Genomic DNA, 14,599 nt, shown 5'->3' on the forward strand with positions numbered 1-14,599 from the left:
ACACGATTCATATTCTATGCTGATCAGGGCGTAACGCCAGCGATTTCAAATTCGAGACCGGCATAACGACCCTGCGCATCCATCACGGTCAGCGCATGCCGACCGTTTCGAGTCAATGCCAGGGTCTGCTTCGCGTCGGCCCCCGCCTGCCCGTACAACTTGCCATCCAGCAACCACCATACCTGCCCCGACGCCCCCTGCACGCCCACGTCGATGCCGACTTCCTGGCTGCCCGGCACCGGCCGCAGGATCGATCCCTGCGCCACGCCCTCGATCCGCAAAGGCCCTTTCGACGTGTCGGCATAACCCGGAAACGAGGGCGGCACGGTGTCGTTCAGGGCCCACGCCGCGCGCTGCTGCGGGCAGGTGCCATCGGGCGTATTGCCCAGGCGCCAACCCAGCGGCCAGCAGGTGGTCACCGCCTTGACCGAGTCGGGCCGCACCCGCGGGCGCGGCGCCCCGGTCGGCAGCGCCGACACGATGTCCTGTAACAACGGCGCGGCGACGTTGGCGCCGAAGAAACCCGGATTGGGGGTGCCATCGGGCCGGCCGACCCACACGCCGATGGTCCAATGATCCGTCACTCCGACCGACCAGGCGTCGCGAAAACCGAAGCTGGTGCCTGTTTTCCAGGCCAGCTGGCGACCGGGCGCGCCGGATTGGTACATGGGACGATCGGGATGGCCGCCGGCCTCGAGGATATCGCGCACGATCCAGGCAGCGCCCGCGCTCATGGCGCGGGTTTCGATGCGAGGCTCGCGCGGCGACAATCGCGGCACGCCGGCCAGCCCGTCGCGGGCGAGGGCGCGGTAGGCGCCCACCAACTCTTCCAATGTGGTGCCGCCCCCGCCCAAAATCAAGCTCAGGTTGGGTGCGGACCCCGGCGGCATGCGCAAGCGCACGCCGGCCCCCAGCATAACCGATGCGAATCGCACGGGTCCGACACGGTCCAGCAGGTCCACCGCGGGCACGTTGAGCGAGCGCTGTAAGGCCTGCGCCACGCTCACCGGGCCGGAGAATGCGGCCTGGAAATTGCCGGGCGCATAGCCGCCGAACGACATCGGCGTGTCCAGCAGCAGGCTCTCGGAATGGATCAGGCCGTCGTCGAGTGCCAGCGCATACAAAAAAGGCTTGAGCGTGGAACCGGGCGAGCGCACCCCGCGCACCATATCGACGTGGGCATAGCGGCTGGCATCGGAGAAATCCGCCGAGCCGGCGTAGGCCTTGATCTCGAGCGTGTCGTTGTCCATCACCAGCACGGCCATCGACACCTTGGGCGGCAAGGCATCGACCCGGTCTTCGAGCATGCGCTCGACGGTAGCCTGCAGGTCGGCGTCCAGCGTGGACACCACCACGTCGCGCTGTCCGCGCGGGGCCTGCGCCAGCAGCCGCTGGGCCGCCAGCGGCGCCAGCCAGCGCGCGCGCAGCGGCGGCGCCACCACGTTCTCGATGCGGGCATCGGCCACGCGCTCGGGCGTCCAGACGCCGCGTTCGGCCATGCGCGCGAGCACCTTGTCGCGCGCGGCGGCCGCGGCCTGCGGATGACGGTCGGGGCGCAGGCGCGAGGGCGCCTGCGGCAAGGCGGTCAGCAGCGCGGCCTCGGCATCGCTCAGGTCGGAGGCCGGCTTGCCCAGCCACAGGCGCGAGCCCATTTCCACGCCCTCGACGATGCCGCCCATGGGCGCATGGCTGAGATACAAGGAGAGGATCTCGTCCTTGCTGTAATGCATCTCGAGCTGGATCGCGCGCCAGACCTGGCGCCACTTGGCGGGCAGATTGCGCGAGGGCTGGCCCGACAGCTCGGGGTCGAGCATGCGCGCCACCTGCATGGTGAGCGTGGAGCCGCCCGACACGATGCGGCCGTGCGCCACCCACTGCCAGCCGGCGCGCGCCATCGCGGCCGGATTGACGCCGGGATGCCAGTAGAACCAGCGGTCCTCGTAGGTCAGCAGGGTTTCGAGATAGCGCGGCGAGACCTGGTCGGGCCTGACCGGATAGCGCCACACGCCGTCGCGGCTGGGATAGTTGCGCAGCGGCGTGCCGTCTTCGGCCACCACCACGCGGGCCCCGCCCTCGCCGAACGGCGGCAGCGGGTCCAGCGTGTCGGCCAGCCAGAGCGCGGCCGCGGCCACGCCCAACACGGAAAGCGTCCAGACCGCCAGGCGGCGCAGGCGCCGCCTGGAAGCCGGTTGCGGCATTACGGACGCTTCGCGCCCCGATCGCGGATCTCGACCGTGCTCCATTGCTCACCCACACCGCGGATCTCGGGGCGATACATGTCTTCGGCGACGGTGGCCGGGACGCTGTAACGGCCCGGGCTCACTACGCGCGCCATATAGAAGATATCGACCTTGCCACGACCCAGCGTGGCGGCGGCCACGTAGCGGTCGTCGCGGAACTCGCGATGCTTGAGATTGGCGTTGGCCATGGCGTCCGCCACCCGCACCTTGCCGATCTGCCACTCGCGCATGTCCGGGCTTTGCGACAGGTTGAGGTTTTCCACCTCGATGCCGGCCGGCACGCGGTCGACGATCAGCGCATCCGGGATGTACTGATTGGCATCTGCCTGGATCCACACCACCAGCATGTCGCCGGTCTGCAGCGTGCCGCCATCCCACGGACGGCCGTCCGGGTAGTACCAGCCGCGACGCACGCGGATGGTGTCGCTGCGCGGCGCGGGTGCCGCCATCGGCGTGCCCTGCACGTCGAACTCGACGAACAGCGACTGGCTGCCGTTGTTGCGCAGCTGCAGCAGGCCCGCCTCGTCGCGCGTGACCGGAACGGTCAGGTCGGACTTGCCGGAGAGATTGCGCACGCCGGCCGCGCCGCTCTGGATCATGGCTTCCCACGGCGTGCCGCGGTCGCCGCCGATGGCCTTGGCCGCCAGCACCAGCGACATCTGCTCCTGCGTCGACAGATAGCTGCGGCTGCCGAGGCGGCCATTGAGCTGGTCGAGCAGCGGCGCCGGGTCCACGCCGGTCAGGCCGTACTGGTTGATCAGCGCATACGACAGCGCATAGTCGCGCACCGCGCTGCCGTAGTCGCCGAGCCAATCGTCATACGAGGTGTTGCGGCGGGCAAAACCGTACGGACGCGACATGGCCTGCGTCAGCGCGGTCTTCATGCGGCCTTCGTCGCCCAGCAGCTTGAACGCCACGGCCAGTTGCACCAGGGGCAGCGGCGAGCGCACGCGGTCCTGGTAGTTGTCGTAGAGCTGGCGCACGGTGGACAGCGGCGCCTTGCCGTCGCGCGCCAGCACCAGGGCGGCGGTGGCGAGCCCGGCGAAGCGGCGATGATCCTCGCGCAGCACCTCGACGTTGACGCCGTCGTAGCGGCCGGTCTCGACCGCCTGGCGCTGATTGGCCGACCAGGTGCCGAAGTTGCGCGAGGTCTGCTGCAGTTGCTCAAGCAACCAGCTGCGCGGACGCTCGATGCCGGAATCGGGCACGCTGAATCCGGCGTCGCGCGCATCCTGCATGAATCCCACCGCATAAGCGGTGAGCCAAGTATCGCGCGCCGAGGTGCCACCGCCCCACAGCGAGTAGGCGCCATTGGCATTGCGCATGCCCGACAGGCGCGCCATCGCGGCGTCCACGCGCTTCTGGCGCTCTTCGACGGAGTACACCTTCAGGCCGAAGCGCTTGGCGTTGGTCTCGTCCATCACGACCCACGGCATGGCGCTGCTGATGGTCTGCTCGGTGCAGCCGTACGGGTAGTTGAGCAGGCCCTCGACCATGCGATTGACGTTGATCGGCGGACGGTTCGACAGCGTCATCGACATCGTGACCGAATCCGGGAAGTAGCCGGTGGTCCAGTCGGTCGGCGCGTTCCAGGTCTCGCCCGGATTCAGGCGCACGCGGCGCACGCGGCGCTCGGCGGCGTAGGCGGGCTGCACCTGCAGCACCGACTCGCGCACGATGTGCACCGGCTTGCTGCCGCCCTCGCCGTCCACGGTCAGGCGCATGAGGCCCAGGCCATAGGAGCCGGTGGTGGTGGCGACGAAGCGCAGCGTGGTGCGCTGCTTGTCCTTCAGCGTGACGGTACGGGTGCTGTCGGCGATGGCGAGCGGATCGAGCGCCTGCAGCTTGACCGTGATCTTCTGCGGCGCGCCGCTCAGGTTGGTCAGGTCGAGCGCCACCGCGGCCTGGTCGCCCGGTGTGATGAAGCGCGGCGTGTTGAGCTCGGCCACGATCGGCGCGGCCACGACCATCTCGGCCTCGGCGTTGCCGTACTGCTCGTCGGTGAAGGCCACGGCCATCAGGCGCAGCGTGCCGTTGAAGTCGGGCAGGTCGAGCGGAATCTCGGCCTCGCCCTGGTCATTGAGCTTGACCACGCCGGAGAACAGGTCCACCAGCTTGACCTTCTTGGGCAGGCTGCGGCTGTCGCCGCGCATGGCGGCGTCGCCGCCCCACTTCAGCTTGCCCTGCGTGCCGTCCATCTTCTCGATCAGCTTGCCGTACATGTCGAGCAGCTCGGGCGCATAGCGATGCTTGCCGAAATAGAAGTCGAGCGGATCGGGCGTCGGGTACTGATTGATGTTGAGAATGCCCACGTCGACTGCGGACAGCGTGACGTGCGCGGTCTTGGCGCGCGCGCCCTCGACCTTCACCTTGACCGGCACCTTCTGTTCGGGCTCGGTCTTGGCCGGGGCCGTGATCGACACCTTCAGCTGGCGGTCTGCGCTTTCGATGGGCAGGTACACCAGGCCCAGCGCGCGCGCCGGCGTGACGCGGTCGCCCTGGCTGCCCGGCCGGAACACGGTGGCCGAGACATACAGATCATGGCGCTTCCAGCTGGCGTCGACCGGGATCTCGATCTCGCTGCCGGCGGCCTTCACGGCCACCCACTTCGACCACAGCATGCGGTCGCCTTCGACCGTGACGAGGGCCTGGCCGTCGTGCGGCGGCGTGAGCGTGAGCTTGACCGAGCCGCCCGGCTTGGCCGGCACGTCGGAGAGCTTCATCTGGACGCGGTCGGGACGATTGCCCATCGCATCGGCATCCTGCGCGCCCCAGCCGGCGTAGAAGCGGTAGCGCAGCGTCTCGCCGGTATCGGGATCGCTCACTTCCAGGCGGTAGCGGCCATACTTGACCGGCAGCGACAGCGGCGTGCGCTCGCCCACGTCGAGCACGCGCGAGTCCAGCAGCTCCTCGATCTCGGTGTAGCCGCTGTGCCAGCCGCGCTGGTCGTCGAAGCGCCAGTAATACTGGCGCGACTCGCGGAACAGGCGCAGTTGCGCGCCCTTCACCGGCACGGCCTCGCCCTTGTTGTTGGCGCGCAGCAGCTCGAACCCGGCGACCGCGCCTTCGCGCGCCACGTCGTTGTCGAACAGCGGACGCACGCCGATCAGGATGTCGGCGGGCCAGACGCTGCGCTCGATCGAGCGCACCACCGGGCGGCCGCCCGATTCCAGCAGGCTGGCCGACACGCGCACCTTCATGGGCGAACGCACGCCCGAGGTGAGCGGATCCACGTCCAGCGTGGCGTGACCCTTCTCGTCGAGTTCGGCTTCCGGCAGTTCCTGGAACGCGCGGCGGGTGTCATCGTCGGAGTCGCCGAAGATGAAGCCGGGCCATTGCTTGGCCAGCGGCTGGCGGTCGCGCTTGAGCTGCAGGCTCGACAGCAGGCGGTTGCCCGCGGCCGGCGCGCCGTACAGATAGTCGCCCTGCACGTCGATGTTCCACTGCTCGTCGGCGCCCAGCACCGGCTGGTCGGACTCGAGCGTGAGCTTCATGCGTTCGGGCAGGAACTCCTCGACCTGGAATTTCCACGAGGCATCGGCCAGGCGCGAGGCCGGGTCGACACGCAGTTCCAGCATCCAGGTGCCGGTCTGCGCATCGGCCGGCAGATCGATCGCCTGCTCGATGTAGTTGGGGTTGTCCTTCGCGGACTGCCACAGCGTGCTGCGCACCACGCGGCCGTCCGGGCGCTTGATGGTGGCGGTCAGCGGCGCGGCCTTCAGCGGGCGGCCATCCGGATCGCGCGGCAGCACCGACACGTGGAAGCTCTCGCCCGGGCGATACAGGTTGCGGCCGGCGTAGACGAACAGGTTGTTGTTGCGCGACGGATGACCGCCGATGTCGAACTCGGACAGGTCCAGCGCGGGCTCGCCCAGCGCCAGCACAGTCATTTCCTTGCCGCGCAGCGCGCGCAGCACGCGCGCGTTGCCGTGGTCGCCGTCGAAGCGCACGTGGCCGCCGGCGTCGGAGGTGGCCTTGGCCAGCGCCTTGCCGTTGGCGTCCACGAGCTCCACCTGCACGCCGTTCTGCTGCTCGCCGCTCTTGAGCGAGACGACATAGGCCTCGGTGCGGTCCGGATAGCGGCGCGCGTGCAGGCCGATGTCGCTCACATAGAAATACGTGACCTGGTATTCATAGCGGAAGCGGCCGGGCTGGCTCATCACCGCCACATAGATGCCGGGCTCCTGCAGTTCCTTGATGGTCTCGACGGGCAGGAAGGTCACGTGACGGCGGTTGGGCTTGTCGTCGGTGACGAAGCGGCCCTGGTACACGCTCGAGGTGAGCTTGTTCAGGCGGTCGAGGTCCCAGTTGCTGACCAGGCCCTTGAGGCTGCGGTTGTCGGAATAGCGCCACTCGTCTTCGCTGTCGTATTCGCCCCCCTCATCGCCGTCATCGTCGCTGGCGCTGCTGGTGTTGCGGCCGACGCCGAGCACGGTGTCGAAGAATTCCGGCACGCGCTGCGGTTCGACGCGCAGGAACTGCACGTCGACTTCGGGCATGTTGACCGTGGTCACCGGCAGGCCGCCGTTCTGGCCGGCCGGCAGCACCACGCCGCGGCTGGCGAAGAAGAATGACGGCGGCATGGCTTCGGTCGGCACGTCGCACAGGATCGTCTCGCCGAGCTTGGCATCGTTGGCGGCCAGATTGCCGGCCACGCGCACGGCGTAGTTGCGCAGGGGCTGCACGTAGGGGAAGTACGCCACCCGCGGGTTGTCGCCGATCACCCAGCTGCCCTCGACCGCCTTGCCCTTGGGCAGGGTGTCGCCGGCACGCACGTTGCCGGGCTGGTTCGAGGCGCCGGCGGCCTTGGCCGGCGCGTCGTCGGGGTTGGCCTTGGCGGCGCCGCTGTCGACCACCTGCACGAATTCGTTGAGCGTCGTCTTGCGATCGAGCGGCTGCGTGAAGGTCACGGCCAGCGCGAGCGTGTCGTTGAACTGGCGCGCCTGGCAGGAAAGCACCGCGAACGGGTCGGGCTTGCCGATATTGGCCTGCGCGGCAGGCGCGGCATCCGGCTTGGCGCCGCCAGACGCGGCCTGGCCCGCGGCGGGCGCGCTCGCCGGCGTCGACACCGCCGGCGCTCCCGCTCCCGGTGCGGGTTCGGACTTCTGCTGTCCGAACCACCATCCCAACCCCAGGGCCGCCGCAGCGACCACCACCGCACCGACCGCAATTGCGGTCTTATTGTTCTTTCCACTCACGGCACACCTCTATGGTGAAGACATACAGCCGACGCGGCGCCCCTCGCGCCGCGTTCGTCTTGCTATAGAGCAGGTGGTTCAGGGCGCTGGGCCGCGAACCCACCGGCCATGAGACCGGTGTCGAGCAGGTCTGGACGGCGCCGGTTGCCCCGGCGGCCGCATCAGACGGGTTCCATTACGCACTGCAGCGGATGCTGCCGTGCGCGCGCATATTGCGCCACTTGGGCGATACGGGTAGCCGCCAGATCGCGCGGATACACGCCACAGATACCCCGGCCCTCATGGTGGACCTGCAACATGATACGGGTCGCCTCTTCCTGGTTTTTACCGAAGAATTTCTCCAGGACTTTCACCACGAATTCCATGGGGGTGTAATCGTCATTCAACAGCACGACCTGATACATGGGCGGCGGCGCGGTCTTTGCCGGCTGCTTCTCCACGACCACATCATGCTGGGAATCCAAGTCAGAACTCATAGGGCGGGTATTCTATTTAAACGGCCAAAATCAAAGGCGAGACTTACGCAAAATTACATGCAGAAATGCGTAGTTTCCATACTTGACGCCAGAAAGAAAAGGAGCGCATTATCCACGCATTCGGGGCCTTTCAACTTGTTGTTAGCGCAACCGTAACCCGGAAGGGCGGCGCCCGGTGCCACAGCCCTTTCGTCCAACATACGATTCAATGAGGCAGTCCGCATGTCTGATACGACCGCACCTGTCCAAGGGGACAATCCTAAATCGACGGGCACCGTCAAATGGTTCAACGATGCAAAGGGCTTTGGTTTCATTACGCCGGATGACGGCGGTGAAGATCTCTTCGCGCATTTTTCGTCGATCCAGATGAACGGGTTCAAAACCCTCAAAGAAGGCCAGAAAGTCGCATTCGAGATAATCCAGGGCCCCAAGGGTAAACAAGCTTTGAATATTACGTCGGCTTGATCCCCGCGGCGCATCAAGCGCTTGCAGGCAGTCACCGGTAGTACCAAATCAGTGAATCCGAGGCGGGGCGCGAGCCCCGCCTTTTTCATGGGCGCGGCCGGCGGGCCGCCGCCGCGTCGGACCGCTCAACCCGTATTCTACGTTCGGCCCCGCCCTTCGCGCCACGCGCAATGCGGGTATGAACACATTGCAGCCGGTTGCACGGCGCCCCGCCAGCTGCCGCAACGGGTGCGCCATATGGTTCAATGAGGCCGCCGCGATCGCGCGGCGCGCCTGCCCGGCGCACGCAGCGCAGCCGATCGCGGCCGTCTTCGTGTTCTTTGCGTGTTCCATGTGTATGCCGCCCGCGCGCGGCCGAGCCGGCGCGATGCGCGCCCCTTGCGCGCCGCGGCCGTTTCCCATTCGAGCCCTCTTCGCCCTCATGCCGCATCCCATGTCTTCCGCCCGCTCCCTTCTGCTTTCGTTCGCGCTCGCCGCCAGCGCCCTGCTGCCCGCCGCCAGCCAGGCCCAGCCGCCCGTGCAATCCAGGCTGCCGGTCACGCAACTGGCCGCCGGCATCCACGTGATCCAGGCCGAGGTGGCCGACAACGACGACCGCCGCCGGATCGGGCTGATGGGCCGCACCGAGCTGCCGGGCAACCAGGGCATGCTGTTCGTGTTCGAGCAGCCCGACCTGCAATGCTTCTGGATGCGCAACACGCTGCTGCCGCTGTCGATCGCTTTCATCGCCGACGACGGCACCGTGACCAACATCGAAGACATGGCGCCGCAGACCGACGACCCGCACTGCTCGCGCAAGCCGGTGCGCTATGCGCTGGAGATGGCCCAGGGCTGGTACGCCCGCCATGGCGTGAAGGCCGGCGCGAAGATCGACGGCCTGCCGTAACCTGCCGGCAGCGCAAAAAAATGCCCGGGGCGCGTGCCCCGGGCATTTTTCTTTGGCGCCCCCGCGGGGCGCAGGCGATTACACGCGCTCGACGATCAGCGCGATGCCCTGGCCCACGCCAATGCACATGGTGCACAGCGCGTAGCGGCCGCCGGTGCGGTGCAGCTGGTTGATCGCGGTGGTGGCCAGGCGGGCGCCGCTGGCACCCAGCGGGTGACCCAGCGCGATGGCGCCGCCGTTCGGGTTGACGCGCGGATCGTTGTCGGCGATGCCGAGGTCGCGCATCACGGCGAGACCCTGGGCGGCGAACGCCTCGTTGAGCTCGATCACGTCCATCTGGTCGAGCGTGAGGCCGGTCTGAGCCAGCACCTTGCGGGTGGCGGGCGCCGGGCCGATGCCCATGATGCGCGGCGCGACGCCGGCGGTGGCCATGCCGATCACGCGGGCACGCGGCACCAGACCGTGGCTGGCGGCGGTCTTTTCGTCGGCGATCAGCAGCGCCACGGCGCCGTCGTTCACGCCCGAGGCGTTGCCGGCGGTGACGCTGCCGCCCTCGCGGACCACGCCCTTGAGCTTGGCCAGCGCTTCGAGGCTGGTTTCACGCGGATGCTCGTCCACGCCGACGATCACGGGATCGCCCTTCTTCTGCGCGATCGAGACCGGCACGATCTCGGCGTCGAACACGCCTTCTTTCTGGGCCCGGGCCGTCTTCTGCTGGCTGGCCAGCGCGAACTTGTCCTGGTCTTCGCGGCTGATCTTGAAATCATCGGCCACGTTCTCGGCGGTTTCGGGCATGGAATCCACGCCGTACTGCGCCTTCATCAGCTTGTTGACGAAGCGCCAGCCGATGGTGGTGTCGTAGATCGCGGCGTTGCGCGAGAAGGCCGAGTCGGCCTTGCCCATGACGAACGGGGCGCGGCTCATGCTCTCCACGCCGCCGGCCAGCATCAGGCCGGCTTCGCCGGCGCGGATCGCGCGGGCGGCCGTGCCGATGGCGTCCAGGCCCGAGCCGCACAGGCGGTTGACGGTGGCACCGGGGACGTCGACCGGCAGGCCGGCCAGCAGCGTCGCCATGCGGGCCACGTTGCGGTTGTCTTCGCCGGCCTGGTTGGCGCAACCGAAGATCGTGTCGTCCAGCTCGTCCCAGCGCACGTTCGGGTTGCGCGCCATCAGCGCCTTGATGGGGATCGCCGCCAGGTCGTCGGCGCGCACCGAAGACAGGGCACCGCCGTAGCGGCCAAAGGGAGTACGGATCGCGTCACAGATGAAGGCATGCACAGTCATGGCTAACTCGGTGAGATGGGAAGTCGGACAATGCGGGGCATGTTACCGCAGCGTGTCAGGCGCCAGACTGGTGCAGGACGGCGGTGTCCGGTCAGCGGACGCTGTCTATGCACTGGACAAACCGGCCCCAATGCGGTGCCCCCGGCACCACCCTGGCGCGCACGCTAGGCGGCCGCGCGCGCCGCCTCCAGCTGGGCGGTGCGGCGAAAGCGCCCCGCCGCGAAATGATAGAAAGGCCGCGGGCAGAATTGCCGCGACACGACCGAGGCGAGCAGCGAACCGGCCAGGAGCCAGAACAGCATGGGTTGGCTGCCCGTCATTTCCATCACCACCACGCAGGCGGTCAGCGGCGCCTGCGTCGCCGCGGCCAGGAAGGCCGCCATCGAGATCAGCACCAGCACCCGCCCGTCGATCCCGGCGCCGATCAGGCTGGCGATGGCATCGCCGATGCCGGCCCCGGTGGTGAGCGCCGGCGTGAAGATGCCGCCGGGGATGCCGGCCCAATACGAGGCGACGGTGGCGGCCAGCTTGGCAAAGCCAAAGCCGACGGGCGCTCCGCCCTCGCCGCCCAGCAGCCGCGCGGCCGTGTCGTAGCCCGTGCCGTAGACCGCACCACCGGTCAGCAGCCCCAACGCGGCGACCACGAGGCCGAGCGCGAAAGCGGTCCAGAGCGGGTGACGGCGGATCCGTTCGCGCAGGCGCAACGGCGCCACGCCGGCCGCGCCGCGCCCGAGCAGGCGCGCGAACACGCCCCCCAGCACGCCGTTGACGGTGCCGCACAGCAGCACCCAGCCCAGCATGTTCTGCGACAGGGCCTGGCCGGCGAACACGCCGAAATAGGGGTTGTTGCCCGCCAGCGCGACCACCATGAAGCCGCAGGCGAGCACCCCGATCAGCACCAGGCGCTGCCAGCGCAAGGCCGCGCCGCGGCCGAGCTCCTCGATGGCGAAGATCACGCCGGCCAGCGGCGCGTTGAAGGCAGCGGCCAGACCGCCCGCCGCGCCCGCGGCGATCAGCTCCTGGCTGTGCACGCCGCGCAGCCGCACGCCGCAGCGGCGCCAGAATTCGCCCCACGCCAGCATCACTGCCGCCCCCACCTGCACCGACGGCCCCTCGCGCCCGACCGACGCGCCGGCCAGCATGGCGAGAAAGGTGAGCGGAATCTTCCAGAGCGTCTGGCCCAGGGCCACCAGGCTGCGCTGGGCGCCGCCGGGGGGCAGGGACAGGCCTGCGATCACCTGGGGGATGCCGCTGCCCGCGGCGTTGGGCGCGTAGCGCAGGGTCAGCCAGCGGATCACCACCAGGGCCGGCGGCAGCACCAACAGCGCGAGCCAGCCATGCGCCTGGGTCCAGCGCCGGTTCCAGCCCAGCGCGAGGTCGGCCAGCTCGGCGAAGCCGAGCGAGACCAGCGCCACCAGGGCGGCGCCGCCCAGCATCAGGCCGAGCTGCAGGCTCTTGCGCGACAGGCGCCGCATCTGCCGGGTCTTGCGCCGCATATAGCGGCGCGCGGCGATGCCGGAGGCGCGCCGCGGCCCGGCGGGGGCCGCATGTCGGTCAGGCTGGTCCATGGCGTAGTTCCGGAAGGCAAACCGAAGACCGTAGCATCGGCCGCGTAACAAGCGCCTTAATGCACGACGGTGCGCGCCTGACGAAGCGGGCAGGCGTCCGACATCGTGCCCCGCGGCGCCCCGGCGCGTCAATGACAAAGGCCCGGCAGGGCCGGGCCTTTGCTGCACCCGGCCAGGCCAGGTGCGGGATCCACGCCGGGATCAGGCGAAGTTCTTCGCGGCGAACTCCCAGTTCACCAGTGCCCAGAAGTTTTCCAGGTACTTGGGACGGGCGTTGCGGTAGTCGATGTAGTAGGCGTGTTCCCAGACATCACAGGTGAGCAGCGGCTTGTCGGCGGTCGTCAGCGGCGTGGCGGCGTTGCTGGTGTTGACGATGTCGACCGAGCCGTCGGCCTTCTTGACCAGCCAGGTCCAGCCCGAACCGAAGTTGCCGGCAGCCGACTTGTTGAAGGCTTCCTTGAACGCGTCGAAGCCGCCCCACTTGGCCTTGATGGCATCGGCCAGCGCGCCGGTGGGCTCGCCGCCGCCGTTGGGCGAGAGGCTGTGCCAGTAGAACGTGTGGTTCCAGATCTGGGCTGCATTGTTGAACACGCCGCCCGACGACTTCTTGACGATGTCTTCCAGCGAGGCGTTTTCGAACTCGGTGCCCGGGATCAGGTTGTTGAGGTTGGTGACGTAGGTCTGGTGGTGCTTGCCGTAGTGGAATTCCAGCGTCTCTTTCGAGATGTGCGGGGCCAGTGCGTCGAGCGCGTAAGGCAGCGGGGGAAGCGTATGTGCCATAGTCAATTCCTTCTGTGGTTTGTGCACGATCAAGCCGGACCATTGTATCGGCAGTTCGCGCGGCCTCTACCCTAAAACCCGCGATTGCGCTGGGGTTAAGGGCCGGATCGGTCGGCGTCGGCCGATACCACCTCGGCCTGCGCCTGGCCGCGCGCCAGGTCGATGCGCAGCCGCTCGCCGGCGCGCAGCACGCCGGCATCCGACACGATCGCGCCCTGCTCGTCGCGCACGATCGCATAACCCCGTTGCAAGGTGTTTTCGGGATCGAGCGCGCGCAGGTGCGCACCGAGCGCCGCGAGCCGCTGCGAGGCGCTCTCCAGGCCCTGGCGCTGCACGCGCGCCAGCCGGGCGGCCACCCGCTCCACCCGCTCGACGCTGCGCGCCGTGTCGGGCACGCGGCGGACGAGGCGCTGCATCAGCACCTGCAGGCGCGCCTGCCGCTGCTGCGCCGGCCGTTGCCCGGCGGCGGCGAGGCGATGGCGCAGGGTGTTGAGCCGCTCACGCTGATGGGCGAGCCGCTGCGCCGGGGAAATCAGTTGCGCGGCGGCACGGTCGAGCCGCTGGGCGGCCTGGTCGAGCCGGCGTTGTTGCGCGCGCATCAATCGCTGGGCCGCCTGGCGCGTGGCCTGGCGCAGGTCCTCGCGCGGCACGCAGGCGAGCTCGGCCGCCGCGGTGGGCGTGGGCGCCCGTACGTCGGCGACGAAGTCGGCAATGGTGAAGTCGGTTTCGTGGCCCACGCCGCAGATCACCGGAATGGCGCTCGTGGCGATCGCGCGCGCCAGGTCTTCGTCGTTGAAGCTCCAGAGATCCTCGATGCTGCCGCCGCCGCGCACCAGCAGCAGCGTGTCGACCTCGTTGCGCGCATTGGCCCGTTGCAGCTGCAGCGCGAGGCGCGGCGCCGCGTCGGCGCCCTGCACCGGCGCCGGATAGACGATCACCGGCACCTGCGGCGCGCGGCGCGCCAGGGCCGACAGCACGTCGCGCAGCGCGGCGGCATGCAGGGACGTGATCACGCCGATGGCACGCGGCAGCCGCAGCGGCTCGCGCTTGACCTCCGGATCGAACAGCCCCTCGGCCGCCAGCTTTTCCTTCAGGCGCAGGAAGGTCTCGTAGAGGTTGCCGATGCCGGCGCGCCGCATGGCGTCGGCCTGGAGCTGGTAGTCACCGCGGGGCTCGTAGAGCGACACCCGGGCTCGGACTTCGACCTGATCGCCCGCCCGGGGCACGAATCCGACCGATTGTGCGCGGCTGCGGAACATCACCGTGCGCACGGCGGCGCGGCTGTCCTTGAGCGTGAAATACCAGTGGCCCGAGGCGGCCTGCGTGAAGTTGGAAATCTCGCCGCGAACCCACAGGGCCGGGACGCTGCGCTCCAACAACTGCGAAACGGCTTGGTTCAGCTGGGCAACCGACAGGATTTCCCGCGCGAATGCGTCATCTGTGACAGCAAATCCAGTTGTCATGAGGCTTCCGAAGGGGATATATGTCCACAGGCCTGGTTTGGCGGGCTCGCATGATACCAAAAAATCTCGGTTGGTCCACCGGCAGCCCCGAGCGCCATGAATATCGGTGCAACCCGTTGATCTATAAGCGATATATTGAGAAATGCCTGCGCACGTTTCGTGCCCACCCTAGCCCGGAGCCAGTGTAGATGCGCGTTTCCGGGATGTTTTGCACAGAATTATCCACAGTTTCTGTGGAT

General features: G+C 68.4%; 9 protein-coding genes. 2 read left to right on the plus strand and 7 right to left on the minus strand.

All coding sequences use genetic code 11. The features are described 5' to 3' along the window. Positions 1-23: 23 nt before the first annotated feature. From pbpC to clpS, 3 genes are all read right to left on the minus strand, one after another. Positions 24-2,198 (minus strand): penicillin-binding protein 1C, encoded by a 2,175-nt coding sequence (gene pbpC / locus CEG14_RS17710; protein ID WP_094827742.1) that lies wholly within the window; start codon positions 2,196-2,198, stop codon positions 24-26. Beyond that, entirely contained in the window at positions 2,198-7,438 is a 5,241-nt protein-coding gene (locus tag CEG14_RS17715) for an alpha-2-macroglobulin family protein (protein WP_256985824.1), read from the minus strand. Before CEG14_RS17715 ends, pbpC begins: the two co-directional genes overlap by 1 nt. A 161-nt stretch (positions 7,439-7,599) precedes the next feature. Continuing rightward, complete coding sequence (gene clpS / locus CEG14_RS17720; protein WP_094827743.1) at positions 7,600-7,914, minus strand: ATP-dependent Clp protease adapter ClpS; 315 nt, start codon at positions 7,912-7,914, stop codon at positions 7,600-7,602. Positions 7,915-8,136: 222 nt separating this feature from the next. Between clpS and CEG14_RS17725 the strand changes: the two genes are divergently transcribed. After that, complete coding sequence (locus CEG14_RS17725; protein ID WP_094827744.1) at positions 8,137-8,379, plus strand: cold-shock protein; 243 nt, start codon at positions 8,137-8,139, stop codon at positions 8,377-8,379. A 433-nt stretch (positions 8,380-8,812) separates the two neighbouring features. Beyond that, on the plus strand, positions 8,813-9,265 hold the full coding sequence (locus tag CEG14_RS17730; RefSeq protein WP_179280631.1) for a DUF192 domain-containing protein: 453 nt from the start codon (positions 8,813-8,815) through the stop codon (positions 9,263-9,265). 78 nt (positions 9,266-9,343) lie between these two features. Here the strand turns inward: CEG14_RS17730 and pcaF are convergent, their stop codons facing one another. The 4 genes from pcaF to xseA form a co-directional block, all read right to left on the minus strand. After that, positions 9,344-10,549, minus strand: a complete 1,206-nt coding sequence (pcaF, locus tag CEG14_RS17735; protein WP_094827746.1) for a 3-oxoadipyl-CoA thiolase — start codon at positions 10,547-10,549, stop codon at positions 9,344-9,346. 164 nt (positions 10,550-10,713) lie between these two features. Then, positions 10,714-12,024: a chloride channel protein gene (locus tag CEG14_RS17740; protein WP_094828263.1), complete on the minus strand. Its 1,311-nt coding sequence runs from the start codon at positions 12,022-12,024 to the stop codon at positions 10,714-10,716. 294 nt (positions 12,025-12,318) lie between these two features. Then, positions 12,319-12,897, minus strand: coding sequence for a superoxide dismutase [Fe] (gene sodB / locus CEG14_RS17745; RefSeq protein WP_094827747.1), 579 nt, complete (start codon positions 12,895-12,897; stop codon positions 12,319-12,321). 95 nt (positions 12,898-12,992) lie between these two features. Beyond that, positions 12,993-14,360: an exodeoxyribonuclease VII large subunit gene (gene xseA / locus CEG14_RS17750; protein ID WP_094827748.1), complete on the minus strand. Its 1,368-nt coding sequence runs from the start codon at positions 14,358-14,360 to the stop codon at positions 12,993-12,995. Positions 14,361-14,599 lie beyond the last annotated feature (239 nt).

The sequence above is a fragment of the Bordetella genomosp. 1 genome (genome assembly GCF_002261335.1).
Taxonomy (GTDB): Bacteria; Pseudomonadota; Gammaproteobacteria; order Burkholderiales; family Burkholderiaceae_B; genus Bordetella.

Coding starts and splice junctions, on each gene's coding strand:
- pbpC (WP_094827742.1), bottom strand. CDS start 2,198: ATGCCGCAACCGGCTTCCAGGCGGCGCCTGCGCCGCCTGGCGGTCTGG.
- clpS (WP_094827743.1), bottom strand. CDS start 7,914: ATGAGTTCTGACTTGGATTCCCAGCATGATGTGGTCGTGGAGAAGCAG.
- CEG14_RS17725 (WP_094827744.1), top strand. CDS start 8,137: ATGTCTGATACGACCGCACCTGTCCAAGGGGACAATCCTAAATCGACG.
- CEG14_RS17730 (WP_179280631.1), top strand. CDS start 8,813: ATGTCTTCCGCCCGCTCCCTTCTGCTTTCGTTCGCGCTCGCCGCCAGC.
- pcaF (WP_094827746.1), bottom strand. CDS start 10,549: ATGACTGTGCATGCCTTCATCTGTGACGCGATCCGTACTCCCTTTGGC.
- CEG14_RS17740 (WP_094828263.1), bottom strand. CDS start 12,024: ATGCGGCGCCTGTCGCGCAAGAGCCTGCAGCTCGGCCTGATGCTGGGC.
- sodB (WP_094827747.1), bottom strand. CDS start 12,897: ATGGCACATACGCTTCCCCCGCTGCCTTACGCGCTCGACGCACTGGCC.
- xseA (WP_094827748.1), bottom strand. CDS start 14,360: ATGACAACTGGATTTGCTGTCACAGATGACGCATTCGCGCGGGAAATC.